Raw genomic sequence first — 26,808 nt, forward strand, 5'->3', positions numbered from 1 at the left:
CGAGCGCGATGATCCCGGTCCGTGGTTTCGAGGGCAAGACTGTCGCGGTGTTTGGCCTGGGCCGCACCGGGCTGACGGCGGCGCGCGCCTTGATCGCGGGCGGGGCCAAGGTCGCCCTGTGGGACGAGAAGGTCGCCAGCCGCGAGGCCGCCGCCGCCGAGGGCTTCCCGGTCGTCGACCTCGAGACCGCCGATTGGCGCCAGTTCGCCGCCCTGATGCTGTCGCCGGGCGTGCCGCTGACCCACCCCAAGCCCCACTGGACCGTCCAGAAGGCCAAGGCCGCTGGGGTCGAGGTGCTGGGCGACATCGAGCTGTTCGCCCGCACGGTCGCCGCCGCGCCGGTCCACAAGCGCCCCAAGATCATCGCCATCACCGGCACCAACGGCAAGTCGACCACCACCGCCCTGATCGGCCACCTGTGCGCCTCGGCCGGCCGCGACACGCGGATCGGCGGCAATATCGGCCAGGGGGTCCTGGGCCTTGAGGACATGCACGGCGGCGCGGTCTATGTGCTGGAGCTGTCGTCCTACCAGTTGGACCTGACCTCCAGCCTGCACCCCGACGCGGTGGTGCTGCTGAACATCTCGCCCGACCACCTGGATCGCCACGGCGGCATGGACGGCTATATCGCCGCCAAGCGCCGGATCTTCCTGAACCAGGGCAAGGGCGACACCGCGATCATCGGGGTCGATGACGCCTGGTGCCAGCAGATCTGCACCGAGATCACCGCCGCTAACCGCCGCACGATCTGGCCGATCAGCTCGGGCAAGGCCATGGGGCGGGGCGTCTACGCCCTGCAGGGCGTGCTCTACGACGCGACGGGAGAGCGCGTGGTCGAGGTCGCCGATCTGCTGCGTGCTCGCAGCCTGCCCGGCCGCCACAACTGGCAGAACGCGGCGGCCGCCTACGCCGCCGCGCGCGCCATCGGCATCCCGATGCAGGACGCCGTCGACGGCCTGATGACCTTCCCGGGCCTGGCGCACCGGATGGAGACGGTCGGCAAGATCGGCAAGGTCCGCTTCGTCAACGACAGCAAGGCCACCAACGCCGACGCCGCGCGCCAGGCGATGTCGAGCTATCCGAAGTTCTATTGGATCGCCGGCGGCGTCGCCAAGGCCGGCGGCATCGACGACCTGAAGGACCTCTTCCCGCGCGTCGCCAAGGCCTATCTGATCGGGGACGCGGCCGAGCCCTTCTCCTGGACCCTGGCCGGCAAGGCCGAGGTCACCATGAGCGGCACGCTGGAGCGCGCCGTCCAACAGGCCTATGCCGACGCCGCCGCCAGCGACGAGGAGGCGATCGTCCTGCTGTCGCCGGCTTGCGCCTCGTTCGACCAGTTCAGTGACTTCGAGGCGCGGGGTGAAGCCTTCCGCGCCGCCGTCAACGGACTGGTGGGCGGCGGCAAGGCCGCCGTGGCCTAGACGATCATGACCGAGCCGGCGGAGACGACCAAGCCCGATCCCGCCGCCGAGACCCGTCATTGGCGTCGGGTCCTGCGCACCGCGCTGACCGAACGCGCGGCCTTCCGCGACGCCCGCCGCCAGGCCTTGCCGTGGCTGGCCTGGCTGCGTCGCCGGACCCGCTCCTCGGAGCTGTGGCTGATCGCCGTGGCGACGGTGGTGGGGTCGACCGCTGGGGCGTTGGCGGTGCTGCTGGGCAAGATCGCGCACAGCACCCAGGTGTGGCTGTTCGCCTTCAATCCCGACGAGCGCCTGTCGGCCCAGGCCATGGTCGAGCCTTGGCGGCTGCTGGCTATTCCGCTGGGCGGGCTGTTGCTGGGGCTGTTTACCGCGCTGGTCCTGCGCTTTCGACCCAGTCCCGCCGTCGACCCCGTGGAGGCCAACGCCCTGCACGGCGGGCGACTGTCGGTGCGCGACAGCGCCTTCATCTGCGGCCAGACCCTGATCTCCAACGGTTGCGGGGCTTCGGTGGGGCTGGAAGCCGCCTACGCCCAGGCGGGCGGGGCGGCGGCCTCGTGGGTCGGGCAGAAGCTGAGCCTGCGCCGGGGCGACTTGCGGATCCTGGTCGGCGCCGGCGCCGGCGCGGCGATCGCCGCCGCCTTCGGCGCGCCCCTGACGGGGGCCTTCTACGCGTTCGAGATCGTCATCGGCGCCTACACCGTCGCCAACATCGCGCCGGTGGCCGCTGCGGCCCTGGCCGGCGTGCTGGCGGCCAAGGCCCTGGGTTCGACGCCTTACCTGATCAAGAGCTCGGTCATCGCGATCAGCTCGTGGACCGACTATCTACTGTACGGCCTTCTGGGCCTGGTCGCGGCGCTATTCGGCGTGGCCTTGATGCGCGCGGTCGCGGTCGCCGACCGCTGGGTCGCCAAGGCCGCCCCGCCCCGCTGGGCCCGGCCCGCGATCGGCGGCCTGGCCCTGGCCGCCATGGCGATGGTCACGCCCCAGACCCTGTCGGGCGGCCACGGCGCCCTGCATCTGGACCTCAACAGCGACCTGCCGCTGAAGCTTCTGCTGATCCTGATCCTGATGAAGTCCGTGGCCTCGATCATCTCGCTCAGCTTCGGCTTTCGGGGCGGCCTGTTCTTCGCGGCGCTGTTCCTGGGCGCGCTGATGGGCCAGTCGTTCTCGGACATCGTGAACCTGGTGGCCGGGGAGGGGCGGCTGGACCCGATCGCCGCCTCGCTGGTCGGCATGGGCGCGCTAGGGGTGGCCATCGTCGGCGGGCCCTTCACCATGTCGTTCCTGGTGCTGGAGGCGACGGGCGACTTCACGATCACCGCCGCCACCCTGGCCGCCTCGCTGATCGCCAGCGCCGTGGTGCGCGAGACGTTCGGCTATTCGTTCTCGACCTGGCGCCTGCACCTGCGCGGCGAGACCATCCGCAGCGCCCACGACGTGTCGTGGATGCGCAACCTGACCGCCGGCAAGATGATGCGCCGCGACGTCAAGACGGTTCCCGCCGCCACCAGCCTGGCTGAATTCCGCCGCCGCTTCCCGCTGGGCTCGACCAAGCGCGCGGTCCTGACCAGTGAGACCGGCCGCTACGCCGGCATCGTCGCCACGGCCGCCGTCTACGCCCAGCCGCCCGAGCGCGAAGCCCCGCTCTCTTCCCTGGCCGCCAACGCCGACGTCGCCCTGACGCCGGAGCTGTCGATCAAGGCGATCATGACCGCCTTCGACGAGACCGGCGCCGACGAGCTGGCCGTGGTCGACGAAGGCGGCGAGGTGATCGGCCTGATCACCGAAGCCCACGTGACGCGGCGCTATGCCGAAGAGCTGGAAAAGGCGCGGCGGGAGCTTACGGGGGATACGGGGTAGGGGGGCAATACCCCCGATCTCCCCGGCGAATGCCGGGGCCCAGATTCATCTGGAGCGGCTGGGGATGACGCGACCTCGCGCGGCGCTGACGGGATGGCCCCTGTGCGTTCGATCTGGGTCCCGGCATTCGCCGGGAAGGTCGGGTTTCTGGATGGGTGTTGAAGGCTACGATCGACCCTCTAGTAACGTTCTGATAGTCCGCTTTCCGTCGAGGCCCCCATCGACGTAGCGCGCGCGTCGAGATCGTCTGTCACATGCGTGATGGCCGGCCAGAAGTGTCCAGCGCAGACGAAGCCGACGACGTGATGTCCATCCGCCCGAATTGCATCGAGAGCGAATGTTCTTCGCCCCTTGAGGCAGCGGCCGCTGCTGTAAGTCCAATCAAGTTCGACTGCGCGGAACCCCTCCGCTTCGAGGTGCGATTCTGCGAGATGGCGGTCGATTATTGGTGAGGCGACCGTGACGAACAGCAGTACCAGAACTGTAAGCCCTATGCCGAAAAGCGTCTGTTTCGGATGCTCCATGCGGCCAAGCTATCGCAGCGAGTGTCGGCTCACCACCCCGAAGAGAACTTCAGTATGTCCGCTTTGCTGTCTCCAGCTACCCCAGCGGCATGAACGCATCCGCCTTGTCGAGCGCCGACAGGGGCGCGTCGATCGCGCAGCGCAGGCCGTCGGGCCGGTAGTCGACCTGGACCGTGCCGGCCAGTTCGCCCGGTAGCGCCGACTCGACGATCCGTGAGCCAAAGCCCCGGCGTTTGGGCGGGCGCACCAGCGGACCGCCGCTCTCGCGCCACTCGATGTGGAGCCGGTCCTTGGGCTTGACCGTCCAGATGACATCCACGTGGCCGGTCGGCGCCGACAGGGCGCCGTACTTCAGCGCGTTGATCGCCAGTTCGTGGAAGGCCAGGGCCATGACCACGGCCGTCTTGGGCGAGACCTTCAGGTCGGGCCCCGATACGGTCAGTTGGTCGGGACTTGCGCGATAAGGGATCACCGAGCCGTCGATGATCTGGCGCAGGCTGGCGGCCGACCAGTTCTGGTCGGTCAGCACGTTGTGGGTGGCGGCGATCGCCATCAGCCGCCCCTCCAGCGCATCGCGCACGGCGCAGTCGACGCCGGCGTTGCGCAGGGACTGCTGAGTGATCGACTGGATGGTGGCCAGGGTGTTCTTGACCCGGTGGTTCAGCTCGTTGACCAAGAGCTGGCGGTGGCTTTCGGCCAGGCGCTCGCCGGTCACGTCGCGGGAGGTGGCCAGCACGCGCACGACCTTGCCGTCCACGATGACGGGCGAGACCATGGTGTCCCACCAGCGGGGCGCGCCCTTGACGGTCGGGTTGAAGGCCTGGAACGAGACCGCCCGGCCGGCCAGGGCCGCGCGAAGGGCGTTCTCGACAATGAGCCGGCTTTCGGCGGGCCACATGTCCGGCCAATAGCGGTCGCGGTTGCGGCCCTCGAAATCCTCGATCTCAAGCAGCTGCTTGCCGCGGGCGTTCATATATTCGACGTAGCCATCGGCGCTGATCACGCGGATGCAGTCCTGACTGGCTTCAATGACGCTCAGGAAATAAGCGCCCGCGCCCTCGAGAACCGTTTCGTCAGATGCGCCGTCGGCCACAAATCGCTCCCGCTATGAGAGCATGATTACCTTCCCGTGTGGGAATTCAAGCAAAGCCTTGCGCGCGAAGTGTCTTCGGGCTCGGCTTTGCTTGTCAGCCGCGTCAGGCCGAGGCGTCCTCGTCATTGACGGGCGGTCGCTTGGCGGCCGCTTTCTCCGCGGCCTTGGCGGCCTTCTGACGCTCGCGCTCCTTGCGCTCGAAATCGTAGTTCGGCTTACGGGCCATGGATCACCTCGCCTTGCGGGCGGCGTAGCGCGCGTCGCGCTTGGCCTTGGCCTCGGCCGCCGAAAGGGCCTTGCGTTCTTTGCGTTCGCCACGCTTGGCCGACAGGGCTTCCGCCTGGATCGCGGCGTCGGCGTCGATCACAGCCTGGGCCGCGTCGGCGACCGACTGGCGGCGGGCGCTGCGGGCGTCGTTCCGCTCTTGCCGAACGCGGGTCAGCTCGGCCGCGCGCAGGGTGTCGCGCTCGCCGAAGCGCGGATCGGTGTTGCTCGGGCGCGGCTTGAACTTGGCCAGCAGCGCGGCCTTGGCGTCCGCAGCCGTCTTCTGTCGTTGCGAATGGCTGATATCTTGCGATGAAAGCATGAGTTCTTTCGTGGTGCGAACGGAATTCGTTCGGCTTTTCGGGCGCGACCATGGAAATGTGCGCCACAGATTTTAGAAATCTAACAGATAATCGGCTCGCGACCTAATCAATTAGCTCGCCCCCGCGAATAGATCGTCCAGATGGGGCGCGCTTTTTCTGATTTATATTTTATGAAATATCATCCGCAGGGTGTAGAAGTTCGTCTTCGGTTTCGAGGTTTTTCATTGATGGCGTTCAGCAAGACACCCAAGCCGCCGCGCACGGGGCAGGGCGCGCTGGGGCTGGCGGGCGAGGAGCAGGCGGTGGCCTTCTCGGTCCTGTTCGTGGATGGCCAAGGCGCCAAGAAGGGCGGCAAGGGCAGCATCGTCGCCGAGACCGACCTGTTGCGACGGGCCTTCCGGGCCGGCGAATGTCGCCTGACCCTCGATGACGGGGTGGTCCTGCGGGTGGCGGTGATCGCGCATAGCGAAGGCGGCGACACCGCCTATTTCGAACTGCGCTGAACCCCTAGATTATGGCCGCTTTTCCACGGCTTGGCCGTGGTCAAGCAAGGTTTGATTAACCCTGCGGTCCGACTCTCCGCCCATGGCCTCCAACGCGACACACGCCTTCGCCCGCACCGACCGCACCGCGCTCGGCCTATGGTGGTGGACGACCGACCGCTGGCTGCTGGGGGCGACCGCCATCCTGGCGACCCTGGGCATGCTGCTGTCGTTCGCCTCAAGTCCGGCGGCGGCCCAGCGCATCGGCATCAGCGACCAGTTCCACTTTGCGCTGCGCATGTGCTTCTTCGCCAGCGCTTCGACCGTGCTGATGCTGGTGATGTCGATGCTGTCGCCCAAGGGCATTCGGCGGACGGCGTTTTTCATCTATATCGGCGCGATCGCGATCATGATCGCCCTGCCGTTCATCGGCCACAACGCCAAGGGCGCGACGCGCTGGCTGCAGTTCGGCGGCTTCACCCTGCAGCCGTCGGAGTTCATGAAGCCGGCCCTGATCGTGCTGGTCTCGTGGATGTTCTCCGAGGGCCAGAAGGGCGAGGGGGTGCCGGGAGTCTCGATCGCCTTCCTGCTCTATTTCATCGCCGTGGCGCTGCTTCTGGTGCAGCCCGACGTCGGCCAGACCGTGCTGATCACGATCGCGTTCGGAGCGGCCTTCTGGATGGCCGGCGTGCCGATCTCGTGGATCATGGGGCTGGGCGGGGTCGCGGTGGCGGGCCTGTGCTCGACCTATTTCCTGTTCGACCACGTGCACGCCCGGGTGCAGAAGTTCCTCAGCCCCGACCAGGCCGACACTCACCAGATCACCCGCGCCGCCGAGGCCATCCGCGCCGGGGGGCTGTTCGGCCGAGGACCGGGCGAGGGCGTCATGAAGCGCCACGTGCCCGACCTGCACACCGACTTTATCTATTCTGTCGCCGCAGAGGAGTACGGGCTGATCTTCTCGTGGGCCCTGATCGCGCTGTTCGCCTTCGTGGTGGTGCGCGGCCTCTACAAGGCCATGAAGCTGAACGACCCGTTCGAGCAGGTCGCGGCGGCCGGTCTTTTCGTGCTTTTGGGGCAGCAGGCCATCATCAATATCGCGGTGAACTTGAACATGATCCCGACGAAGGGCATGACGCTCCCGTTCATCAGTTACGGGGGCTCTTCGATGCTCGCGATGGGTTTGACGCTAGGCATGGCCCTAGCCTTGGTGCGTAAGCGTCCCGGCGCTTACGGCGTGACGGGCGAGCTCGCCCCGCAAGGCGCCTACGCCTGACATGAGCAAGCTGGCTGTCGTCGCCGCCGGAGGAACCGGCGGACATCTGTTCCCCGCTCAAGCCCTGGCCGAGGCGCTCGCCGCGCGCGGCTGGCGGATCGTGCTGGCCACCGACGAGCGCGGCGCGCTCTATGCCGACAAGTTCCCGGCCCAGGAGCGCCTGGCCCTGTCGGCCGCCACCGCCAAGGCCAATGACCCGCTGGGCATGATCAAGGCCGGCTTCGTCGTGCTGCAGGGCGTGCTGGAGGCCCGGGCGGCGTTTAAGCGCCTGGACCCGGCCGTCGTCGTCGGCTTTGGCGGCTATCCCGCCTTGCCGGCCCTGTTGGGCGCGCTGAGTCAGAAACGCCCGACCGTTATCCATGAACAGAATGCGGTGCTGGGCCGGGTTAACCGCTTCCTGGCCCCTCGGGTCGATGAGGTCGCCTGCGCCTTCCCGATTTTGGAGATGGCCAAGCCGGCCGTGAAGGCCCGCGCCCATGTCGTCGGCAACCCGGTTCGCCCGCCCGTCCGCGCGCTTTACGACACGCCTTATCTGCCGCCCGAGGCGCAGCTGCGCATCCTGGTCACCGGCGGCAGCCAGGGGGCGCGCCTGCTGTCGGAGCTGATCCCCGAGGCCGTGGCCAAGCTGCCCGAGGACCTGCGCTCGCGCCTGAAGGTGTTCCAGCAGGCCCGGCCCGAGAGCATGGAGCAGGCCCGCAAGACCTATCGCAACGCCATGGTCGACTGCGAGGTCGCGCCGTTCTTCCGCGACATGGCCGGCTATCTGCGCCAGTCGCACCTGGTGATTGGCCGCTCGGGCGCCTCGACCTGCACCGAGCTGGCGGTCGCCGGCCGGCCCTCGATCCTGGTGCCGCTGAAGATCGCCGCCGACGACCACCAGCGCTTCAACGCCAAGCTCCTGGAAGAGGCGGGCGGCGCGGCCGTGTGCCTGGAGGACGAACTGACGGTCGACGCCATGGCCGGCGCCCTGAACGCCTTGCTCAAGGATCCCGAGCGCCTGGGGCGGATGGCGGCCGGGGCGCGCTCGGTGGCCAAGCCCGACGCGGCCGAGGCATTGGCGGACCTGGTGGAAAGGACGGCCCGCTAAACGCGAGGCCATCCGCATCGCGGCTTAAGCTTAACGTCCGCGCGTCATTCACCATGTTCGCGAACAATTAACCGCGATGCTTGGGCGTTCATTAGCTCTTCTCTGCGACAAAGCGTCCATCAGATTGGTTTGCCGCACACAAGGGATGGGCGTGTTATGAAATTCTCTATCGCGATCGCGGCGGGTCTCGCCGGCAGCTTCTTCGTCGCTCAGGCCGCTTCGGCCGCCGGCGGTTTCGAAGATCAAATGGGCCGCTGCCTGCAGCAGTTCGCCAACACCCGCGACGCGGCTCAAGTGATGCTGGAATGCACCGCCGACGGCGGCAAGCTGTCGGACTGCAAGGTCGTCGACAACAGCGCCTCGGGCAAGGGTTTCGACAAGGCCGCCATGTGCATCGCTGAAAAGCTGCCGATGGGCGCCAAGACCGGCACCGTGAAGGTTCCCTTCCGTTTCCCGGGCGGCGCGTAAGCGACGCTTAGGTCAGCAAGGCGGCGCGTAAGCGTCGCTTAGGCTTCGACGTAAAACAGCCCCCGCCGGTCCGCCGGCGGGGGCTTTTTCGTGTTCAGGGCTCGGCGCCCGTCTCGATCAGGGGGCGGCCGCTCTACTTTGGGCCACCATGGCCCTAGCGGTTGCTCGATCCTTGGCGATGTTTCCGCTGGGAAGCTGAACCTTGCCGCAAACGACATCCGCGACGCGGGAGGTCATTGTGCGCTCGCGCACGGGTTTGGTTGGCTCTTCTTCAGTCCAAAGGACTTCCTCGCCAGCGGCATTGTATTGTGACGAGCCAAGGCTTTGATAGTTCTGCGCGTCACAATCGAAACGCTGCGCTTCGGCTTCTTCAGTGATGATTGGACCACCTTCAAGGACGCGCGGTGGATCGAAAACTCGATAGACGAGAACCACAGCGCCATGGCTATCCCTCACCATGTTGTCGAGGCCGATCATCACCGCGCCCATTTGATTGGTGGCGACGAGCAGCATACGTCCTTCCGGCAACTTCACCGCCCCTCTGTCGATGGGCGCGGAAAAGGCGTTTCCGGCTTGGCCAATCATGAGGCCTAGGCTGAGGAAGGCCGTTGCTAGACGCCGCACGGGACGCTCCTATTTTTGCTGCTCACGGCTCAGCACCGCTCTCAATGAGCGGACGCCCGGTAGCTACAGCTAGCGCTACGCTAGTTGAGACCGGTATGGTTGCATAGGGCCGCCAGCCGTCGCAGACCACCTTGGCCACGGCCTCGTCCGGGCTCCCCACCGGTAGCGGCTGAGCTGGGCGCTGGTCGCCCGTCAGCGGACCCTCGCGGCCGCCGGCTCGGACGCTGGAGAAGCCCGCGTGGGCGATGGTGCGGGCGTCGCAGTCGATGACCTCGTGACGCCAACCGCCCCAGAATTCCTCCGCGCCCGCCTTGAAGCCGCCCTCGGCGACCTGCAGCACGCGAAGCTTGGCCACGCGCCCGGTCCACTGGACGCCGCCCATGTCGACGAACACGGCGAAGCGGCCGACGTCGGCCAGCCGCAGCTCAAGCGGGGCGGGGGTTTGGGCCAGAGCCGGCCCCGTCCACAAACAGAAGGCCAACAGGGCGTTTCGCGCCGCGCGGAATTGGTCTAATCGGCTCGTCATGATCCAGCGTCGACGCCCCGTCCCCTTCGAACTCGGCCCCGTGCACTTCATCGGCATCGGCGGCATTGGCATGTCCGGCATCGCCGAGATCATGCTGCGTATCGGCTACACCGTTCAGGGCAGCGACGCCAAGGCCAGCGCCAACACCGAGCGGTTGGAAAAGCTGGGCGCGCGCATCTTCATCGGCCATGACGCCGCCCATGTCGAGGGCGCTTCGGCGATCGTCTATTCGACGGCCGTGAAGGCCGATAACCCCGAGATGGTCGCTGGCCGCGACAAGCGCCTGCCCTTGGTGCGCCGCGCCGAGATGCTGGCCGAGCTGATGCGCCTGCAGTTCTCGATCGCGGTGGGCGGCACGCACGGCAAGACCACCACGACCTCGATGGTCGCCACCCTGCTGGACGCCGGCGGCATGGACCCCACCGTCGTCAACGGCGGCATCATCAACGCCTACGGCACCAACGCCAAGGTCGGCGAGGGCGACTGGATCGTCGTCGAGGCCGATGAGAGCGACGGCTCGTTCCTGCGCCTGAAGTCGACGGTCGCCATCGTCACCAACATCGACGCCGAGCACCTGGACCACTGGGGCGACTTCGATGCGGTCAAGAAGGGCTTCCAGGACTTCATCCAGAACATCCCGTTCTACGGCTTCGCGGCCGTCTGCACCGACCACCCGGAAGTCCAAGCCCTGACCTCGCGGATCGAGAACCGGCGTCTGGTGACCTACGGCACCAATCCGCAGGCCGAGGTTCGGGTCTCCAACATCGAGATGGGCCCGGACGGCGCCAAGTTCGACATCGTCATCTCGCCGCGCGACGGCGAGGTCGTGCGCTATGACGGGCTGAAGATGCCGATGGCCGGCCATCACAACGTGCTGAACGCCACCGCCGCCGTGGCCGTGGCGCGTGAGCTGGGCGTCGACGCCGAGGCGATCGCCAAGGGCCTGGCCGGCTTTGGCGGGGTCAAGCGCCGCTTCACCACCACCGGCGTCGCCAATGGTATTCGCGTGGTCGACGACTATGGCCACCACCCGGTCGAGATCGCCGCCGTGTTGAAGGCCGCCCGCGCCGTGACCCCGAACGGCAAGGTGATCGCCGTGGTTCAGCCGCACCGCTACACCCGCCTGCGCGACCTGATGACCGAGTTCAGCTCGTGCTTCAACGACGCCGACACGGTGATCGTGGCCGATGTCTACACCGCCGGTGAGCAGCCGATCGAAGGCGTCAATCGCGACGCCCTGGTCGAGGGCCTCAAGAAGTTCGGCCACCGCCGGGCCTTGCCGCTGGAGGCCCCCACGGCCCTGCCGCGCCTGATCGCGGCCGAGGCGACCAGCGGTGACCTGGTCGTGCTGCTGGGCGCCGGCGACATCACCACCTGGGCCTATGCTCTGCCGGGGCAGCTTGAGGCGCTGGCGAAGTGAAGCGCCCCTCGGTCCCTCCCTTCTCCCCTTGCGGGAGAAGGTGGCCGCGCAGCGGCCGGATGAGGGGTCGTTTGGCGACGCCGAGAAACCCCTCATCCGTCAGCTTGAGGCTGACACCTTCTCCCGCAAGGGGAGAAGGGGAGACGTATTGATGACCTGGAAAACCCGACTCCCGACCGTCCGTGGCAAGCTGCTGATCGACGAGCCGCTGGCGCCGTTCACCTGGTTCCGGGTCGGCGGTCCGGCCGACGTGGTGTTCCTGCCCGCCGACGAGCAGGACCTGTCGGACTTTCTGAAGGCCCTGGATCCGGCCGTGCCGGTCATGGCGATCGGGGTCGGCAGCAACCTTCTGGTCCGCGACGGCGGCGTCGAGGGCGTGATCATTCGCCTTGGCAAGGGCTTCAACACGGTCGAGGCGCTGGGCGACAACCGCATCAGATCTGGCAGCGCCGTTCCCGACGCCATCCTGGCCCGCAAGGCGGCCGAGGCGGGCATCGCGGGCCTTGAGTTCTATGTCGGCGTGCCCGGCACGATCGGCGGCGCGGTGATCATGAACGCCGGCTGCTACGGCTCCGAGACGGTCAATGTGGTCAAGTCGGTCCGCGTGATGGACCGCGCGGGCGTGGTGCGCGAGCTCTCGGTCGAGGATCTGCACTACACCTACCGCCACAGCGCCCTGCAGGACGGCGAGACCGTGATCGTGCTGGACGCCGTGTTCGAGGGGACCGCCGACGAGCCCGAGGCGATCAAGGAACGGATGGCGCAGATCACCGCCCGCCGCGAGACCACCCAGCCGATCCGCGAAAAGACCGGCGGCTCGACCTTCAAGAACCCGCCGGGCCATTCGTCGTGGAAGCTGGTCGACGAGGCCGGCTGGCGCGGGAAGCCGTTTGGCGGGGCGATGTTTTCGCCGCTGCACAGCAACTTCCTGATCAACACCGGCGAGGCGACGGCCGCCGACCTGGAGGGTCTCGGCGAGACCGTCCGCGCCGACGTGAAGACCAAGACCGGGGTCCAGCTGGACTGGGAAATCAAGCGGATCGGACGGGCGGGGTAGGGGTGGCTTTCAGATCCTCCCCCGCGATGCGGGGGAGGTGGCCCAGAGGGCCGGAGGGGGCTAGCTCGGCCGATCCCCAGTTCGCCCCCTCCGTCGGCTCCGCCGACACCTCCCCCGTGTCACGGGGGAGGATCTTTAGGAGCGTCCGCACCGCTGAACGCTCGTAGTTGGCGAAATCGAATCCAGCAAAATCAAACACTTCTCACTTTTACACGCCGCTGGATCATCCGCGTTGAAACCCCCTCCATACTGATCTCACCCGATGGCTTGGAAGGGACGTCCGGCCGGCGATCGTGACGGCTGTCGGGGGTGGTCGAGCGGGACTTTAGGTTCGGGCTGAAATCGCCCGGACGGTCCGGGGACCGGGTCGCCAGCCCGGCCCGCCCGCCGGGGGCCTCTTTCGGAAGCGGGTTAAAACCCCGCGCGTCGAAGGCTCACCGGATAACGACTGCGCGGAGCGCTCTGGCTTCGTCGAAACGGTAACAACTCTATCCTCATCCGGACGAATGTCCGGGCGCTCCGCATCCCCTTTCATCCCTTCAGCGGCTGGCCGCGTGAAGCGGCGAAGTCGTGCGTCTGCCTTGTTTCTGGTCGCGTCGCCGCTTTCGCGCCCGCCGTTCCATTGCTGACTCCCCGTGGCGCGAACGGGTGCTATGACTGCCGCGCCATTGGGGAGAGTCCTTGCTCATGTACCGTCGCTTACTGGCCGCCTCGGCCGTTTTCGCCCTGCTTTCGGGCGCCGCCCACGCTCAAGACGTCCGCATCGCCGAGGCGCTGCGCGACAAGGCGCTGCTGGATCGCACCGCCTGGGACATCACCGAGGATCTGACGACCAGCATCGGTCCGCGCGTCGTCGGCTCGCCAGCCATGGAGCGGGCCAAGGACTGGGCCGTCGCCAAGTTCAAGGCTCTGGGCTTCACCAACATCAAGGTCGAGGAATTCGCCAAGCCGTCCTGGACGCGCGGCGAGGAGAGCGCCCAGCTGGTCGCCCCCTATCCGATGAAGCTGGACATCGTGGGCCTGGGCCGCACCGTGCCGACCCCGGCCGCCGGGATCGAGGCCGAGGTTGCCTTGTTCCGCACCTATGCCGAGATGATCGCCGCCCCCGAGGGCGCGCTGAAGGGCAAGATCGTCGTCATCACCCAGCCGATGGTCAAGGCTCAGGACGGTTCGGGCTACGGCGTCGCCGGGATCTCGCGCCGCGCCGGTCCGGTCGAGGCCGCCAAGCGCGGGGCCGTGGCCCTGCTGATCCGCTCGGTCTCGACCTCGGACTCGACCGTTCCCCACACCGGCATGACCGCCTTCGGCGACCAGGTCGTCACCATTCCGGCCGCCGCCATGGGCGTGCCCGAGGCTGAGCAGCTGGAGCGCCTGGCCAAGAAGGGCCCGCTGCGCATCAAGCTGAAGCTGGCCTCGACCACCGATCCGAACGACGTGGCCTGGAACATCTCGGGCGACATCAAGGGCACGGAAAAGCCTGACGAGGTGATCGTCATCGGCGGGCACCTGGACAGCTGGGACGTCGGCACGGGCGCGCTGGACGACGCCACGGGCATCGGCATCACCACGGCCGCCGCCAAGTTGATCGGCGAGCTGCCCAAGCGTCCCAAGCGCACCATCCGCGTCGTGATGTGGGGCTCGGAGGAAAGCGGCGGCTCGTCGGAAGCCTACATCGCCGCCCACAAGGACGAGGTGTCCAAGATCGTCCTGGCCGGCGAAAGCGACAGCGGCGCCGATCGCATCTACGCCCTGAACCTGCCGGCCGGCGCGCTGAGCCACCCGTTGGCCACGACCGCCGCGAACGTGCTCGCGCCGCTGAAGATCTATGTGAGCCGCCAGCCCGCCACCCACGGCGGCGCCGATATCGAGGGCCTGGAGCAGGCTGGCGTCCCGTCCTTTGCGCTGAAGCAGGACGCCAGCCGCTACTTCGACTACCACCACACGGCCGACGACACTCTGAACAAGGTCGATCCGCTGCAACTGGCCCAGAACGTCGCCGCCTGGACCAGCTTGATCTATCTGGTCGCCGACAGCGACATCGACTTCCGCGCGCTGAAGCCGGCGGCCCCGGCGGCGCACTAGGCGGTTGAGAGCGCCCCCTCCGTCTCGTCGCTTTGCGCCCATCCTCCCCCGCGAGCGGGGGAGGATGGGCGGTATCCTCCTCACCCGTGAAACGGGGGAGGTGGCGCGATGCGAAGCTTCGCGACGGAGGGGGCGCTTGCGCGTCTAGCGGTTGGCAGGCGCGTCCGGGCTGACTAGGAGTGGCTGAACGCTACAGCCTTCCAAAGAGTCTCCCGCCAAATGACCCAGCAGCCTCTCTCTGGCCGCCACATCGCCGTCCTGCTGGGCGGTCCCTCGTCGGAACGCAAGGTCAGCCTGGTCTCCGGCGCCGAATGCGCCGACGCGCTGGAGCGGCTGGGGGCCAAGGTCACGCGGATCGACGCGGGCCCCGACATCGCCCAGGTGCTGACGGCGGCCAAGCCCGACCTCGTCTTCAACGCCCTGCATGGCGAATGGGGCGAGGATGGCTGTGTCCAGGGCGTGCTGGAAACCCTGAAGCTGCCCTATACCCACTCCGGCGTCCTGGCCTCGGCCCTGGCGATGGACAAGGCCAAGGCCAAGGCCGTGCTGGCGGCGGCCGGGGTCACGGTGCCCGGCGGGGGCCTCTTCAACCGTCACGACGTGGCCCGCGACCACGTCCTGCCGCCGCCCTATGTGGTCAAGCCGAACGCCGAGGGCTCCTCGGTCGGCGTGTTCATCGTCAAGGAAGGCGCCAACCGTCCGCCCGAGGAGGTCGGCGCGCCGTCGTGGACCTTCGGCGAGGAGGTCATGGTCGAGCCGTACATCCGCGGCCTGGAGCTGGCGGTCGCCGTGATGGGTGAGGCGAATGGTCCCAGGGCGCTGGCGGTCACCGATATTCGTGCATCCACAGGTTTTTATGACTACGAGGCCAAGTACTCCGAAGGGGGCTCGATCCACGTCCTGCCGGCCCCAATCCCTGATGGCGTAAGGGATCGCGCTATGCGGATGGCCGAATTGGCCCATACTGCTCTTGGTTGCCGAAGTGTGACCCGGTCCGATCTTCGTTATGACGACATTAACGACATTCTGGTCCTTCTAGAGGTCAATACGCAGCCCGGCATGACTCCGACCTCGCTCGCCCCCGAGCAGGCCGCCCACGTCGGGATTCCGTTTGATCATTTGGTTCTATGGATCGTGGAGGACGCTTATGCCCGCCGTAACGCGGGGGGACCGCCTAAGCCTAGGCGACCCCGGGCCGAAGCGCCCGTAAGTCCGAGCAAAGGCCGGGCCGCGCCGCGAGGCGCGCAGCCAGCCGCCAAGTTGCACGCCGCTAAGGGCGTGGGCCTGTCGCCCACGGTCGCCCTCAGCGTCGCGGGTGCGGCTCTGGGCCTTGGACTGGTGGTGATGTTGGCCACAGGGCACCGCGCCGAGCGTATCGGCGCGGCGATGGCCCATAGCGTCGACGGCGCGTTCGCGTCTGCTGGGTTCAAGCTGAAGACTGTCCATATCCGGGGCGCTTCGGCGACCGCCCAGGCCGACATCCTGAAGGCCTCGGGCCTGTACCTTGACCAGCCGACGCTGGGCATGGACCTGGCGGGCGTCCGCCAGCGCGTGCAGGGCGTGGGCTGGGTCAAGGACGTTCAGGTCGTGCGGATGCTGCCCGACACCGTGCTGATCTCCGTCCAGGAGCGGCCGGCTCTGGCGGTCTGGCAGAACCAAGGCCGGATGAAGGTGATCGACGCCGAGGGGCGGGTGATCAACGAGGCTGATCCAGCGCGTTTCCCGCAGCTGCCGCTGGTGGTGGGGCAGGGCGCTGACCAGGCCGCAGGTCTGATCCTGCCGGCGGTGGCCTCGCGTCCCCGCCTGCGCGATCGGCTGGAAGCGCTGGTGCGGGTGGACGACCGCCGCTGGGATCTTCGTTTGAAGGATGGGTCGCTTATTCAGCTTCCCGCTATTGACGAAGAATCCGCGTTGATTCAATTGGATCAGCTCGATCAGCGGCAGAGAATCCTGGACATGGGTTTCGCGCGGATCGATCTGCGCGACCCCGAAATGGTGGCTGTGAGACCTCGCGACGCGGCGCTGCCTGGGCAGCCCGCGGCGAATGGGGCGTAATGGACTTGATGGGCTAAGGTGACGATAGCGATGTCGCGAATGGAGGACCGGAAACAGGCTCGCGAGGGCCTGAAGGCGACGCTTGTGCGCCAGCCCGCCATCGCGGCCGTCGACCTGGGCGCGTCCAAGGTGACGTGCTTCATCATGAAGCCCGACGGCATCCACCGCGAGAACCGCACCCTGACGACCTCGGGTGTCGGCTATGTCCAGTCGCGCGGCGTGCGCGGCGGCGCGATCGTCAATCTGGACGAAGCCGCCCAGGCCATCGCTCAGGCCGTCGAGCGCGCCGAGACCGTGGCTGGCGTCAACGTCCAGGGCGTCAGCGTGTGCACCGCCGGCGGTCAGCTGGCCAGCCACCGCGTCCACGCCCAGGTCTCGCTGGGCGCCCGTCCGATTTCGGACGGCGACCTGTCGCGCGCCATCGCCTCGGCCCTGGCCCAGGTCCGCATTCCCGGCCGCAAGCCCATCCATCTGCTGCCGATCGCCTGGTCGGTCGACGGTCAGCGCGGCATCCGCGACCCGCGCGCCATGTTCGGCCGCTCGCTGGGGCTGGAACTGCTGGTCGTCTCGGTCAACGAGAATATCTTCCACACGCTGGCCCACTGCGTCGAACGCGCTCACCTGAGCTTCGAGGGCGTCGTCGCCGCGCCGTTCGCCTCGGCCCTGGCGGCCCTGGAAGAGGACGAGATGGACCTGGGCGCGGTCTGCATCGACATGGGCGGCGGCTCGACCTCGGTGGCCGTGTTCAACAACGGCGCCCTCTGCCACGTCGACAGCCTGGCCGTCGGCGGGGGGCACGTGACCCAAGACATCGCGCGCGGCCTGCAGACCTCGGTCGTGGGCGCCGAGCGCATCAAGACCCTGCACGGCAGCGCCATCGCCTCGGCCAACGAGGACCGCGAGATGATCGAGGCGCCGCCGCGCGGCGACGATCCGGGCGCGGGTCCGGTGATTGCCCCGCGCTCCCTGCTGAAGGGCATCATCCAGCCGCGGGTCGAAGAGACCCTCGAACTGCTGCGCGAGCGCCTGAAGGCTTCCGGCGCGCCGGTGGAGCCGGGCGCGGGCATCGTGCTCACAGGCGGCGCCAGCCAGCTGGCCGGCGTGCGCGAAGTGGCTGTGCGGGTGTTCGACCGTCCCGTGCGCCTGGGTCGTCCACGTAGGGTTCCTCATTTGGCCGACGCCGCTTCGGGCCCGGCCTTCTGCGCGGCCGCTGGCACCCTCCATCGCACCGCCTTCGGCCCGCGCGAGGCGGTGTCGTCAAAGGCCCTGGCCGGTGGCGTCGCCCGCAAGCGTCCGCTGGATCCGAACGCCAGCCCCATCTCGCGCGCGGCTGCCTGGCTGCGCGACAACCTTTAGGCCGAGCGGCCGGCACGGCCTTCAAACCTTAAGCGTGATTAACTCTACTGTTTAACTTTAAAGGCCCCTTCGAGCATCTCGTACGGGCCTTTTTTGCTACTCGAAGCGTGGCTATTCGTCAGAATAGAGACTCAGCGGCGTTCGGTCGCACATGTCTGTGGATGTTAACTGAACCCTTGGTTCGTCAGGGTTTTCTGTTGATAGACCACAATTTATCCCACGGCCGCGCTCGACCAGACCCCGACTCAGATTATGCAGTTAACTGCCGATTAACGATGGTGGTTGTTCTGTTAACACGATCGTCGAGGCGCTCCCCGGCGATTGGGTGTCGCCGAGGTCACATTTGACGATTTCGGCGTTAGGACGCGAGGGTCCCATGGCTATTTCTCTTTCCGCGCCGCGTACGACCGAGCTGAAGCCGCGCATCGTGGTCTTTGGTGTTGGCGGCGCTGGCGGCAACGCCGTGAACAACATGATCGAGGCTGGCCTCGAGGGTGTTGAGTTCGTGGTGGCCAACACCGACGCGCAGCAGCTGCAATTCGCCAAGACCGATCGGCGGATCCAGCTGGGCGTGCAAGTGACGCAAGGCCTGGGCGCCGGCGCGCACCCGGAAGTGGGCATGAGCGCCGCCGAGGAGAGCTTCCCGGAGATCGGCGAGCACCTCGACGGTGCTCACATGGTGTTCATCACCGCCGGCATGGGCGGCGGCACCGGCACCGGCGCGGCCCCGATCATCGCCAAGTGCGCTCGTGAGCGCGGCATCCTGACGGTCGGCGTTGTGACCAAGCCCTTCCACTTCGAAGGCCGTCACCGCATGCGTCTGGCCGACAGCGGCATCCAGGAACTGCAGCGCTACGTCGACACCCTGATCGTCATTCCGAACCAGAACCTGTTCCGCGTCGCCAACGAACGCACGACCTTCGCTGAAGCGTTCGGCATGGCCGACCAGGTCCTGCACTCGGGCGTCCGCTCGATCACCGACCTGATGGTCCTGCCGGGCCTGATCAACCTCGACTTCGCCGACGTCCGTACGGTCATGACCGAGATGGGCAAGGCGATGATGGGCACCGGCGAGGGCACGGGCGAAGACCGCGCCCTGATGGCCGCTCAGAACGCCATCGCCAACCCGCTGCTGGACGAAGTCTCGCTGAAGGGCGCCAAGGCGGTGCTGGTCAACGTGACCGGCGGCATGGACATGACCCTGCTGGAAGTCGACGAGGCCGCCAACGCGATCTCCGACCAGGTCGATCCGGAAGCCAACATCATCTTCGGCGCGGCCTTCGATCCGTCGCTGGAAGGCGTGATCCGCGTGTCGGTGGTCGCCACAGGTATGGACGGCGCCTCGATCGCCCAGATCGAGCCCAAGCCGGTCACCCGCAACACCACCACCCAGCCGCTGATCGCCGACACGGCTCGCGCGCCGGCTCCGCAGCCGGAGCCCGCCCGCCCGACCGCTCGCTATGAAGCGGCCCGTCCGGCCGAGCGCCCCTCCACGGCGTACTCGTCGGCCTTCTCGCCAGAACCGGCGCCGGCTCCCGAGCCCGAGATCGTCATGTCCGCGCCCCAGCCGGAGCCGGAAGCCGAGCTCTATTACGACGAGCCGACCGTAGCTGAAGAACCGCGCGTGGCCCAGCCGGCGGCCCGGCAGGTGAACCGCATCGTCGATCCGTTGGTCGATGAGGTTGCCGAAGAGCCGCTGTTCCCGGAAAGCAGCAACTACTACGAAGAGCGTCGTCCGCAGAAGCAGGGCGGCTGGCTCTCGATGTTCGGCGGTGGTCGTCAGCGCTACGAGCAGCAGGCCTCGAGCCCGCAACCGCAGGCTCGCACCACCCAGAGCGTCCGCCCGCAGCTGGCCCCGGTGGAAACGCCTCAGGCCGACGACGGCGAAGACCTGGAAATCCCGTCCTTCCTGCGCCGCCTGGCCAACTGAAAAGCGAACCCCAAGAGGGGGCCAAAATGACGAAACGCCCCGGAGGAGACTCCGGGGCGTTTTGCGTTTCGGCGGGCGCGTGCGAAGAAGTGTTATAAGATAACAATTCTATTGAGCGGCCTGAGCTGACGCGCTACTGGTGTTATTGTATAACACATGAGGTCGCGCTTGACCGTCGAAGCTCCCCAAACCAGAGGTCGGATCGACCGCCGCCTGCCCGTCACCGTGCTGTCGGGCTTTCTGGGCGCTGGCAAGACCACGCTGCTGAACCACGTCCTTGGCAACCGCGAGGGCAAGAAGGTCGCGGTCATCGTCAACGACATGAGCGAGGTGAACATCGACGCCACCTTGGTCGCTGAGGGCGGCGCCGACCTGTCGCGCACCGACGAGACCCTGGTGGAGATGTCCAACGGTTGCATCTGCTGCACCCTGCGCGAAGACCTGCTCAAGGAGGTGCGCCGTCTGGCCGCCGAGCGACGGTTCGACTACTTGCTGATCGAGTCCACGGGTGTCTCCGAGCCGATGCCGGTCGCCGCCACTTTCGACTTTCGGGACGAGAGCGATCAGAGCCTGTCGGACGTGGCGCGCCTGGACACCATGGTCACGGTGGTCGACGCTTTCAACTTCCTGCGCGACTACGCTTCGCGCGACAGCCTGGCCGATCGCGGCGAGACGGCGGGGGAGGGCGATGAGCGCACGGTCGTTGATCTGCTGGTCGAGCAGATCGAGTTCGCCGACGTTATCGTGCTGAACAAGGCCGATTTGGTGTCGGCCGAAGACCTGGGCCGGCTCGAGGCGATTGTCGCAACCTTCAATCCGCAGGCGCGGATCGTCCGCTCCGAGCGCGGCGCGGTGGCGCTGGATGACGTGCTGGACACGGGCCTGTTCGATCCCGTCCGGGCCGAGGGCGCGGCCGGCTGGCAGAAGGCGCTGATGGGGGAGGTGCTGCCCGAGACCGAGGAATACGGCATCAGCCACTTCGTCTATCGCGCGTCCAAGCCGTTTCATCCCGAGAAGCTGAAGGCCTGGCTGGACAGCGAGTGGCCGGGCGTCATCCGCTCCAAGGGCTTCCTTTGGCTAGCCACCCGCTATGATCGCGTTGGCGGTTGGAGTCAGGCGGGCGCGGTCACCCAGTTCGGCCCGCATGGCCGCTGGTGGGCCAGCGCGCCGGAGGAATACTGGCCCGAAGACCCCGCCTGGCGCGCGGCGATCCAGAAGGTCTGGAAGCCGGTCCACGGCGACCGCCGCCAGGAGATCGTGCTGATCGGCCAGAACATGGATCGCGAGGCTCTGACCCAGGGCTTTGACGCCTGCCTTCTGTCCGACCTGCAATTCGGTTTTGGCCTCAAAGCCTGGGCCAAGCTCCCGGATCCGTTCCCCCAATGGAGCTGAGCCGCCGCGACGAAATCCGGGACGACGCTTTCGAGGAGCCGTCCGCCGCCTGGGTGGCGCAACGGTTCGGCGTCTGCTTGGAGGAGGCCGAATGGGTTCTAGTGCTCTACCGGTTTCAGGCGCTTTACCCGGAGGGGCCGATCCCGGGGCGCTTCTTCTGTGAAGCGCTCTAGACTCGACCCTCCCGGTGCTCCTCAGGCGAAGGCCGCCGCCCGGGCCTTGGCGCCTTGGAGCGCGCCCGTGGCGCCGAAATAGACGCAGCCCGCCAGCAGCACGACCGTCGTCGCGACGCTGGCCTCGGGGCCAAAGGCGCCGCCCGTCAGCCACCAGGGCGCTCCAGCGTTGGGGGCCAGGTCGATGACCAGGCTTTGGACCGGAATACGTCCGCCGCTGACCTCAAGGCCAAAGCCCACGCCCAGCAGCCAGTTCCAGGCGGTGTGCCAGGCGCATACGCCCCACAGCGAGCCTTCCTTGATCGCGTAGAGGCTGATCATCACGGCGAACAGCACCAGATTGGCCAGGGCCAGCACCAGCTCCTTGGATGGCTCGATATTGCCGCCATGCATCAGCGCGAACAGCACGGCGTTGACGACGATGCCGGCGACGAGCCCATGGCGGGACGCCACCAGCTGCATCAGCCAGCCTCGCATCAGCAGCTCTTCCGTTGCGCCTTGGATCATGAAGGCTCCGAATAGGGCCAGGATCGGCAGGAACAGCAGGGGCGAAGGCGCGGCCCAGACACCATGCCCTTCGATGCGGTAGCCGCCCGTCAGCCAGATCAGCGCGATCACGCCGCACAGAAAACCCATACCGACCGCCAAGCCTCGGGCGTAGCGAACCAGGCCCTGGCCGTTCAGGCCCAGAACCGACGGCGGCCGACGCTCGAACAGCCGGACCCAGACGAGCAGCAGCGCCGCCGTTATGCCGAAGCCGAGTAACTGAATGACGTGGGGCAGCCACTGGGTCTCAAGATCGACCTGGTGGAAGCCCATCGGCTTCAGCACGCCGAAGATCGTGATCAGCTGGCCCAGGATGAAGAACATAAGAATGAGAGGGATGGCCGCCGCGGTCCATGTACGACGATGCTCGGGCTCTCTTGGCCCGTAGAGTTCAACGTGTTTCAAGTTCGCCCCGGTGATATACCAAGCGCCGGTAATGAGGCGCTTCCTGAGCTTTCTATTGGCCATAATGGCTCTGGGCGGTACTTAAATATTTCTCATTAAAGCCAGGTCATCTGGTTTGCCGAGCGGCCTCTCACATGGCCAGTTCAAGGCAGATGCGGACTTGGTCACCGGCGGTGACCTTGGCGCGGCGGCGGACCTCGACCTTCACCGGCAACAGGAAGCTGCCCGACCGGGCGTCGGGGAAAACCGAGGTGTTCCAGTCCGTATTGTTGAGGCTCGCGCGGACGCGGATCGAGCCGAAGCCCGCCTTCGGTCCGCTCAAGGTGCGCAGACCTTGGGCCACGTCGAGGGGCAGGGTGAGAAAGAACCACCCGCCTGCGCCGCTGGATCGCCAGATCTCGGCTTCAAACTCGTATCGCATCGGCGCTTCCGTCGTTTGGGCCGGAAGATAGGCGCCGGACGGGCCGCCGCGTGTCAGCAACCCGTCCGCGCCGCGCCTAGGGCCGATCTCTAGTCGATCTTCACGAACGGGGTCGAACCGCCGGTGACCTTCGGTAGCTCGCCATTCCACTTTTCGATGGCCAGTTGCTGGAGGACCTGCGGGTTGGCGCGCAGCGCCTCGCCCTTGATGCGGATGGCCTCGGCCTCGCCGCGCGCCTTGGCGACGGCGGCGTTGGCCAGCGCGGTTTCCTTGGCTTCGAGCGCCTTGGCGGCCAGGGCCTCCTGCTCCAGCTGGGTCTTGGCCTGCATCTGCTGGATGATCGCCTGCGGGTAGCGGATCGAGCCGATCCAGTCGAGCTGGCTGATATTGACCCCATGGCGGGCCCACTTGCTGGAGACGCGGGCGTAGGCCTTCTGGATCACCATCTGACGGCCGCCGCTGTAGAGCGTCTCGACCCCGACCTTCTCGGCCTCGGCGGCGACGGCCGAGCGGACGTCATTGCGGATTGGGCCGTCCAGCAGCTGGTCGAAGGACAGACGATAGGTCTGGTACAGGCTCGGGGCCGAGGCCGGATTGACCTGCAAGGTCACCGAGATGTCGGCCGTCATCGGCAGGCCGGTGTTGTCCGAGAAGGTGATCTCCTCGTTCTCGTTGCCGCGCTCATCGGCTTCGCGGGTGTAGCCGTAGGTGCGCTGGATCACCGGGTACTGGATGATCCGCTCGCCGATCCCGCGCAGGTACCAGCGGGCGGGCAGGGGGTCAGGGTCGACGCCGGCCGACGCGCCCAGGGTGCGGATCTTCACGCCGACATTCCCCGGCTCGACCGTCGAGCTCTGGGTGACGACGGCGCACGAGCCTAGGAGCAGCAGCAGCGCGACCGCCGTCCAGATCATGACTTGCCGCCCCCCCATCGGAAGCGAGGGCTTGGACGGCTTGCTGGGCGGAAAGGCGAAAGGGCTGTCGGGCATGCGGCATCCTCGCGTGAAATCTTGCCCCCAATGGTAGAGCTGCAAGCGAGGCTGCGCGCAAGGCGTCTCTCCTCAGGATCAACGAAATCGGCTACTTGGTCACTTTATGCCAATTCTGGCGGGAAAGCGGTCACGATGAAGCTTACACGCGCCGATCGGAAGATCCTTCAGATCCTGCAGCAGGACGGCAAGATCTCGAACGTCGACCTGGCCGAGCGGGTGGGGCTGTCGCCCAGCCCCTGCCTGCGCCGGGTCAAGCAGCTGGAGGCCTCGGGCCTGATCAGCGGCTATGTCGCCTTGCTGGATCGCCGCAAGGCCAAGCTGGACGTGCTGGCCTATGTCGAAGTGCAGGTGGACCGCCACAGCGAGGAGGCGGCCGAGGCGTTCAAGCAGGCGGTTTTGCGCGAGCCAGAGGTGGTCGGCTGCTATGTGATGACCGGCGGCTATGACTACCTGCTGAAAGTCGCCGTCCCCAACCTCGACGCCTATGCCGACTTCACCATGAAGCGGCTGCTGAAGATGCCGGCGGTGAAGGACATCCGCTCCTCGTTCGTGCTCGACACGCTGAAGGATTCCACGGCCCTGCCGCTGGATTATCTGGACTGATCACTTTGATGAGGATCAATCGCTTCAATTGGCATGATGTGACCTGAATCGAGTTTAATTGGGTCATGATTGCCACGTTCTGACTTCGGTCTCGCGATAAGCTGCCGCTTCCTCGTCTTTTGGAGCGGCCGCATGTTGGTTCTGGATCGCAAGCCCGTCAGCCAGGCGCTCGCCTCTCCGATGCGACCGGCGCTGGATGGCGTTCAAGCCTATCGCTCCGGTATGACACTGGCCGAGGCCGGGCGTCGCACCGGGCGGTCGCAATTCTCCAAACTGGCCAGCAACGAGAACCTGCTGGGCGCTAGCCCCAAGGTCGCCGCCGCCGTCGCCGCCGCCATCGCCGAGCCCGAGCTCTATCCTGACCCCTATTGCGAGACGCTGCGCGCCGCGATCGGCGGCCGTCTGGGCGTCGACGCCTCGCGGATCGTGGTCTCGCCGGGCTCTGAGGCCCTGATCGACTACCTGTTCCGCGCGGTGCTGCATCCTGGCGACGCCATCCTGTATTCCAGCCCGACCTTCCCGGCCTACGACATCTTCGCCCGCTGCGCCGAGGCCAGGATCGTCGACGTGCCGCGCCTGGCGAACTTCGACCTCGACGTGCCGGCCTTCAAGGCGGCCGCGGCGCAGGGGCCCAAGCTCTTGGTCCTGTGCACGCCCAACAACCCGACGGGCAACGCCCTGACCGCCTCGGACATCGAGGAGATCCTGTCGGTGACGCCGCGCTCGACCCTCGTTTTTGTCGATGAGGCCTATCGCGAGTACCATGAGGCGTTCGACACGTTCGCCCTGCTGGACGCCTGGGGCGGTCCGTGGGTGTCGGCCCGCACCTTCTCCAAGGCCTATGGCCTGGCCGGCATGCGGGTGGGCTACGGTATCGCCTCGTCGGCTGAGCTGGTCGGCTATCTCGACCGTCTGCGGCCGGCCTTCAACGTCACCGCCGTCAGCCAGGCCGCCGCCCTGGCCGCCTGGAACGATCCTAAGCATCTGGCCCGCACCGTCGCCCTGACCATCGCCGAGCGCGGCCGGATCGAGGCGGCGCTGGACGACCTGGGCGTCGAGCACACGCGCAGCGAGGCCAACTTCGTCTTCCTGCATGCCCCGGCTGGTCCCGACGTGACCGCCGCGCGTTTGTTGCAGGAGGGGCTCATCATCCGCCCGACGCCGGTGGCCGGCGGCTGGGTCCGGATCACCATCGGCCGACCGGCCGACAACGACGCCATGATCGCCGCCTTGCCGGCCGCGCTGGCGACATAAGAGCTTTAGGGAGAGAGCCGCCCATGACCCTCGTCACCGACCAGAACCCCCTGGGCCTCGACGGCTTCGAGTTCGTCGAGTTCACCAGCCCTGATCCGGCCGCCATGAAGGCCCTGATCGAGCAGCTGGGCTTCGTCGCCGCCAGCAAGCACCCGACCAAGGCCGCGACCCGCTACAAGCAGGGCCGCATCAACCTGATCGTCAACGAGGAGCCGGCCGGCCAGGTCGCCGACTTCCGCGCTGAGCACGGTCCGTCGGCCAACGGCATGGCCTTCCGGGTGGAGAACGTCGAGCGCGCCTATGCCGACGCGATCCAGCGCGGGGCCAGGCCGGCTGACGCTTCGCGCTCGCTGCTGGGCGAAGGCGCCAAGGTGCTGGAGGGCATCGGCGGGTCTTTACTCTACCTCGTCGACCGCTACGGCGACGCCGGCACGATCTATGACAGCTGGGAGCAGGTTCCGGGCGCGGCTCTGGCCGAGGCCAAGAACAATGTCGGCCTCGACCTGCTGGACCACCTTACCCACAACGTGAAGCGCGGCCAGATGCGCACCTGGTCGACCTTCTATCATCAGGTCTTCGGCTTCGAGGAGCAGAAGTACTTCGACATCAAGGGCCAGGCGACGGGCCTCTTCAGCCAGGCGATGATCGCGCCCGACAAGGCCATCCGCATCCCGCTGAACGAAAGCCAGGACGACAAGAGCCAGATCGAGGAGTTCATCCGCCAGTACAATGGCGAGGGCATCCAGCACCTGGCCCTGACCACTGACAATATCTACGACACTGTCGAGAAGCTGCGCGCCCGAGGCGTCAAGCTGCAGGACACGATCGAGACCTATTACGAGCTGGTCGACAAGCGCGTGCCCGGCCACGGCGAGGACCTGGAGCGCCTGCGCAAGAACCGCATCCTGATCGACGGCGCCGTCGGCGAGGAAGGCTTGCTGCTGCAGATCTTCACCGAGAACCTGTTTGGCCCGATCTTCTTCGAGATCATCCAGCGCAAGGGCAACGAAGGCTTCGGCAACGGTAACTTCCAGGCCCTGTTCGAGAGCATCGAGCTGGACCAGATCCGCCGCGGGGTGATCACGGTCGAGGCGTAGAACCGCCTCGAAAAATACCCTTCGTCGTCATCCCGGATCGCCCTTTCAGGGCGTCCGGGATGACGAGGGAATAAGTG

Annotated in this window: 26 protein-coding genes and 3 pseudogenes; 20 read left to right on the forward strand and 9 right to left on the reverse strand. The window is 67.0% G+C overall.

The window, feature by feature from the left end:
• Positions 1–8: 8 nt before the first annotated feature.
• Positions 9–1,421 carry a UDP-N-acetylmuramoyl-L-alanine--D-glutamate ligase gene (gene murD / locus CSW59_RS03605; protein WP_099442745.1) on the forward strand — a complete coding sequence of 471 codons (1,413 nt, stop codon included), beginning with the start codon at positions 9–11 and terminating at the stop codon, positions 1,419–1,421.
• A 6-nt stretch (positions 1,422–1,427) separates the two neighbouring features.
• The gene (locus CSW59_RS03610) at positions 1,428–3,281 is read left to right on the forward strand and encodes a chloride channel protein (protein ID WP_099442746.1); all 1,854 of its coding nucleotides are present in this window, start codon (positions 1,428–1,430) and stop codon (positions 3,279–3,281) included.
• Between the two features lie 179 nt (positions 3,282–3,460).
• Here CSW59_RS03610 and CSW59_RS20520 read toward each other — a convergent pair whose 3' ends face one another.
• From CSW59_RS20520 to CSW59_RS03620, 4 genes are all read right to left on the reverse strand, one after another.
• Entirely contained in the window at positions 3,461–3,805 is a 345-nt protein-coding gene (locus CSW59_RS20520; RefSeq protein ID WP_143754942.1) for a hypothetical protein, read from the reverse strand.
• A 76-nt stretch (positions 3,806–3,881) separates the two neighbouring features.
• Positions 3,882–4,898, reverse strand: coding sequence for a sensor histidine kinase (locus CSW59_RS03615; RefSeq protein ID WP_099442747.1), 1,017 nt, complete (start codon positions 4,896–4,898; stop codon positions 3,882–3,884).
• A 103-nt stretch (positions 4,899–5,001) separates the two neighbouring features.
• Positions 5,002–5,124: a hypothetical protein gene (locus CSW59_RS21595; RefSeq protein WP_255408963.1), complete on the reverse strand. Its 123-nt coding sequence runs from the start codon at positions 5,122–5,124 to the stop codon at positions 5,002–5,004.
• 3 nt (positions 5,125–5,127) lie between these two features.
• On the reverse strand, positions 5,128–5,484 hold the full coding sequence (locus CSW59_RS03620) for a DUF6481 family protein (RefSeq protein ID WP_099442748.1): 357 nt from the start codon (positions 5,482–5,484) through the stop codon (positions 5,128–5,130).
• 228 nt (positions 5,485–5,712) lie between these two features.
• Between CSW59_RS03620 and CSW59_RS03625 the strand changes: the two genes are divergently transcribed.
• The 4 genes from CSW59_RS03625 to CSW59_RS03640 all read left to right on the forward strand — a co-directional run bounded on the left by CSW59_RS03625 (position 5,713) and on the right by CSW59_RS03640 (position 8,798).
• Positions 5,713–5,988 carry a hypothetical protein gene (locus CSW59_RS03625; RefSeq protein ID WP_099442749.1) on the forward strand — a complete coding sequence of 92 codons (276 nt, stop codon included), beginning with the start codon at positions 5,713–5,715 and terminating at the stop codon, positions 5,986–5,988.
• A gap of 82 nt (positions 5,989–6,070) precedes the next feature.
• Positions 6,071–7,243, forward strand: a complete 1,173-nt coding sequence (ftsW, locus tag CSW59_RS03630) for a putative lipid II flippase FtsW (RefSeq protein ID WP_099442750.1) — start codon at positions 6,071–6,073, stop codon at positions 7,241–7,243.
• A 1-nt stretch (position 7,244) separates the two neighbouring features.
• The gene (gene murG, locus CSW59_RS03635) at positions 7,245–8,330 is read left to right on the forward strand and encodes an undecaprenyldiphospho-muramoylpentapeptide beta-N-acetylglucosaminyltransferase (RefSeq protein WP_099442751.1); all 1,086 of its coding nucleotides are present in this window, start codon (positions 7,245–7,247) and stop codon (positions 8,328–8,330) included.
• Positions 8,331–8,486: 156 nt separating this feature from the next.
• Positions 8,487–8,798, forward strand: a complete 312-nt coding sequence (locus tag CSW59_RS03640) for a hypothetical protein (protein WP_099442752.1) — start codon at positions 8,487–8,489, stop codon at positions 8,796–8,798.
• Between the two features lie 117 nt (positions 8,799–8,915).
• Here CSW59_RS03640 and CSW59_RS03645 read toward each other — a convergent pair whose 3' ends face one another.
• Positions 8,916–9,311 carry a surface-adhesin E family protein gene (locus CSW59_RS03645; RefSeq protein ID WP_099442753.1) on the reverse strand — a complete coding sequence of 132 codons (396 nt, stop codon included), beginning with the start codon at positions 9,309–9,311 and terminating at the stop codon, positions 8,916–8,918.
• Positions 9,312–9,444: 133 nt separating this feature from the next.
• Complete coding sequence (locus CSW59_RS03650) at positions 9,445–9,948, reverse strand: hypothetical protein (protein WP_099442754.1); 504 nt, start codon at positions 9,946–9,948, stop codon at positions 9,445–9,447.
• Between CSW59_RS03650 and murC the strand changes: the two genes are divergently transcribed.
• The 11 genes and pseudogenes from murC (at position 9,947) to CSW59_RS03690 (ending at position 21,413) form a co-directional block, all read left to right on the forward strand.
• Positions 9,947–11,368 carry a UDP-N-acetylmuramate--L-alanine ligase gene (gene murC / locus CSW59_RS03655; RefSeq protein ID WP_099442755.1) on the forward strand — a complete coding sequence of 474 codons (1,422 nt, stop codon included), beginning with the start codon at positions 9,947–9,949 and terminating at the stop codon, positions 11,366–11,368. The genes CSW59_RS03650 and murC overlap by 2 nt on opposite strands.
• 151 nt (positions 11,369–11,519) lie before the next feature.
• Positions 11,520–12,425, forward strand: a complete 906-nt coding sequence (murB, locus tag CSW59_RS03660; protein WP_099442756.1) for a UDP-N-acetylmuramate dehydrogenase — start codon at positions 11,520–11,522, stop codon at positions 12,423–12,425.
• 681 nt (positions 12,426–13,106) lie between these two features.
• Complete coding sequence (locus tag CSW59_RS03665) at positions 13,107–14,507, forward strand: M28 family peptidase (protein WP_099442757.1); 1,401 nt, start codon at positions 13,107–13,109, stop codon at positions 14,505–14,507.
• Between the two features lie 6 nt (positions 14,508–14,513).
• Positions 14,514–14,680 (forward strand): annotated as a pseudogene (locus CSW59_RS21150) (hypothetical protein); the annotation flags it as partial.
• A 46-nt stretch (positions 14,681–14,726) separates the two neighbouring features.
• Positions 14,727–15,677 (forward strand): annotated as a pseudogene (locus tag CSW59_RS20895) (D-alanine--D-alanine ligase); the annotation flags it as partial.
• Between the two features lie 216 nt (positions 15,678–15,893).
• Positions 15,894–16,562 (forward strand): cell division protein FtsQ/DivIB, encoded by a 669-nt coding sequence (locus CSW59_RS21155; RefSeq protein ID WP_369825739.1) that lies wholly within the window; start codon positions 15,894–15,896, stop codon positions 16,560–16,562.
• A 30-nt stretch (positions 16,563–16,592) separates the two neighbouring features.
• A complete protein-coding gene (ftsA, locus tag CSW59_RS03675) occupies positions 16,593–17,918 on the forward strand; it encodes a cell division protein FtsA (RefSeq protein WP_099442759.1) in 1,326 nt (441 codons plus the stop codon).
• A gap of 275 nt (positions 17,919–18,193) precedes the next feature.
• Positions 18,194–18,257, forward strand: a pseudogene (locus tag CSW59_RS20900) (hypothetical protein); the annotation flags it as partial.
• 37 nt (positions 18,258–18,294) lie between these two features.
• Positions 18,295–19,848, forward strand: a complete 1,554-nt coding sequence (gene ftsZ, locus CSW59_RS03680; RefSeq protein ID WP_099442760.1) for a cell division protein FtsZ — start codon at positions 18,295–18,297, stop codon at positions 19,846–19,848.
• Between the two features lie 168 nt (positions 19,849–20,016).
• Positions 20,017–21,240, forward strand: coding sequence for a zinc metallochaperone GTPase ZigA (gene zigA, locus CSW59_RS03685; protein ID WP_236632149.1), 1,224 nt, complete (start codon positions 20,017–20,019; stop codon positions 21,238–21,240).
• Entirely contained in the window at positions 21,231–21,413 is a 183-nt protein-coding gene (locus CSW59_RS03690) for a hypothetical protein (RefSeq protein ID WP_099442762.1), read from the forward strand. Before zigA ends, CSW59_RS03690 begins: the two co-directional genes overlap by 10 nt.
• A 21-nt stretch (positions 21,414–21,434) precedes the next feature.
• Here the strand turns inward: CSW59_RS03690 and CSW59_RS03695 are convergent, their stop codons facing one another.
• The 3 genes from CSW59_RS03695 to CSW59_RS03705 form a co-directional block, all read right to left on the reverse strand.
• Positions 21,435–22,364, reverse strand: a complete 930-nt coding sequence (locus CSW59_RS03695) for a CPBP family intramembrane glutamic endopeptidase (RefSeq protein WP_099442795.1) — start codon at positions 22,362–22,364, stop codon at positions 21,435–21,437.
• Positions 22,365–22,494: 130 nt separating this feature from the next.
• Positions 22,495–22,785, reverse strand: a complete 291-nt coding sequence (locus CSW59_RS03700) for a DUF1905 domain-containing protein (RefSeq protein ID WP_099442796.1) — start codon at positions 22,783–22,785, stop codon at positions 22,495–22,497.
• A gap of 89 nt (positions 22,786–22,874) precedes the next feature.
• Positions 22,875–23,717, reverse strand: coding sequence for an SPFH domain-containing protein (locus CSW59_RS03705; protein WP_369825740.1), 843 nt, complete (start codon positions 23,715–23,717; stop codon positions 22,875–22,877).
• A gap of 192 nt (positions 23,718–23,909) precedes the next feature.
• On the opposite strand from CSW59_RS03705, the gene CSW59_RS03710 reads away from it, so the two are divergent.
• The 3 genes from CSW59_RS03710 (at position 23,910) to hppD (ending at position 26,731) form a co-directional block, all read left to right on the forward strand.
• Positions 23,910–24,380, forward strand: a complete 471-nt coding sequence (locus CSW59_RS03710; protein WP_201722708.1) for an Lrp/AsnC family transcriptional regulator — start codon at positions 23,910–23,912, stop codon at positions 24,378–24,380.
• A gap of 132 nt (positions 24,381–24,512) precedes the next feature.
• A complete protein-coding gene (gene hisC, locus CSW59_RS03715) occupies positions 24,513–25,634 on the forward strand; it encodes a histidinol-phosphate transaminase (RefSeq protein ID WP_099442765.1) in 1,122 nt (373 codons plus the stop codon).
• A gap of 23 nt (positions 25,635–25,657) precedes the next feature.
• Positions 25,658–26,731, forward strand: a complete 1,074-nt coding sequence (gene hppD, locus CSW59_RS03720; protein ID WP_099442766.1) for a 4-hydroxyphenylpyruvate dioxygenase — start codon at positions 25,658–25,660, stop codon at positions 26,729–26,731.
• Positions 26,732–26,808 lie beyond the last annotated feature (77 nt).

It is taken from the genome of Caulobacter sp. BP25, assembly GCF_002737755.1.
Taxonomy (GTDB): domain Bacteria; phylum Pseudomonadota; class Alphaproteobacteria; order Caulobacterales; family Caulobacteraceae; genus Caulobacter.

Bases quoted from the DNA above. Each gene is read 5' to 3' on its own strand.
- murD (WP_099442745.1), top strand. From the start codon at position 9: ATGATCCCGGTCCGTGGTTTCGAGGGCAAGACTGTCGCGGTGTTTGGC.
- CSW59_RS03610 (WP_099442746.1), top strand. From the start codon at position 1,428: ATGACCGAGCCGGCGGAGACGACCAAGCCCGATCCCGCCGCCGAGACC.
- CSW59_RS20520 (WP_143754942.1), bottom strand. From the start codon at position 3,805: ATGGAGCATCCGAAACAGACGCTTTTCGGCATAGGGCTTACAGTTCTG.
- CSW59_RS21595 (WP_255408963.1), bottom strand. From the start codon at position 5,124: ATGGCCCGTAAGCCGAACTACGATTTCGAGCGCAAGGAGCGCGAGCGT.
- CSW59_RS03620 (WP_099442748.1), bottom strand. From the start codon at position 5,484: ATGCTTTCATCGCAAGATATCAGCCATTCGCAACGACAGAAGACGGCT.
- CSW59_RS03625 (WP_099442749.1), top strand. From the start codon at position 5,713: ATGGCGTTCAGCAAGACACCCAAGCCGCCGCGCACGGGGCAGGGCGCG.
- ftsW (WP_099442750.1), top strand. From the start codon at position 6,071: ATGGCCTCCAACGCGACACACGCCTTCGCCCGCACCGACCGCACCGCG.
- murG (WP_099442751.1), top strand. From the start codon at position 7,245: ATGAGCAAGCTGGCTGTCGTCGCCGCCGGAGGAACCGGCGGACATCTG.
- CSW59_RS03640 (WP_099442752.1), top strand. From the start codon at position 8,487: ATGAAATTCTCTATCGCGATCGCGGCGGGTCTCGCCGGCAGCTTCTTC.
- CSW59_RS03645 (WP_099442753.1), bottom strand. From the start codon at position 9,311: ATGCTGCTCGTCGCCACCAATCAAATGGGCGCGGTGATGATCGGCCTC.
- murC (WP_099442755.1), top strand. From the start codon at position 9,947: ATGATCCAGCGTCGACGCCCCGTCCCCTTCGAACTCGGCCCCGTGCAC.
- CSW59_RS03650 (WP_099442754.1), bottom strand. From the start codon at position 9,948: ATGACGAGCCGATTAGACCAATTCCGCGCGGCGCGAAACGCCCTGTTG.
- murB (WP_099442756.1), top strand. From the start codon at position 11,520: ATGACCTGGAAAACCCGACTCCCGACCGTCCGTGGCAAGCTGCTGATC.
- CSW59_RS21155 (WP_369825739.1), top strand. From the start codon at position 15,894: ATGGCCCATAGCGTCGACGGCGCGTTCGCGTCTGCTGGGTTCAAGCTG.
- ftsA (WP_099442759.1), top strand. From the start codon at position 16,593: ATGTCGCGAATGGAGGACCGGAAACAGGCTCGCGAGGGCCTGAAGGCG.
- ftsZ (WP_099442760.1), top strand. From the start codon at position 18,295: ATGGCTATTTCTCTTTCCGCGCCGCGTACGACCGAGCTGAAGCCGCGC.
- CSW59_RS03690 (WP_099442762.1), top strand. From the start codon at position 21,231: ATGGAGCTGAGCCGCCGCGACGAAATCCGGGACGACGCTTTCGAGGAG.
- CSW59_RS03700 (WP_099442796.1), bottom strand. From the start codon at position 22,785: ATGCGATACGAGTTTGAAGCCGAGATCTGGCGATCCAGCGGCGCAGGC.
- CSW59_RS03705 (WP_369825740.1), bottom strand. From the start codon at position 23,717: ATGGGGGGGCGGCAAGTCATGATCTGGACGGCGGTCGCGCTGCTGCTG.
- CSW59_RS03710 (WP_201722708.1), top strand. From the start codon at position 23,910: ATGAAGCTTACACGCGCCGATCGGAAGATCCTTCAGATCCTGCAGCAG.
- hisC (WP_099442765.1), top strand. From the start codon at position 24,513: ATGTTGGTTCTGGATCGCAAGCCCGTCAGCCAGGCGCTCGCCTCTCCG.
- hppD (WP_099442766.1), top strand. From the start codon at position 25,658: ATGACCCTCGTCACCGACCAGAACCCCCTGGGCCTCGACGGCTTCGAG.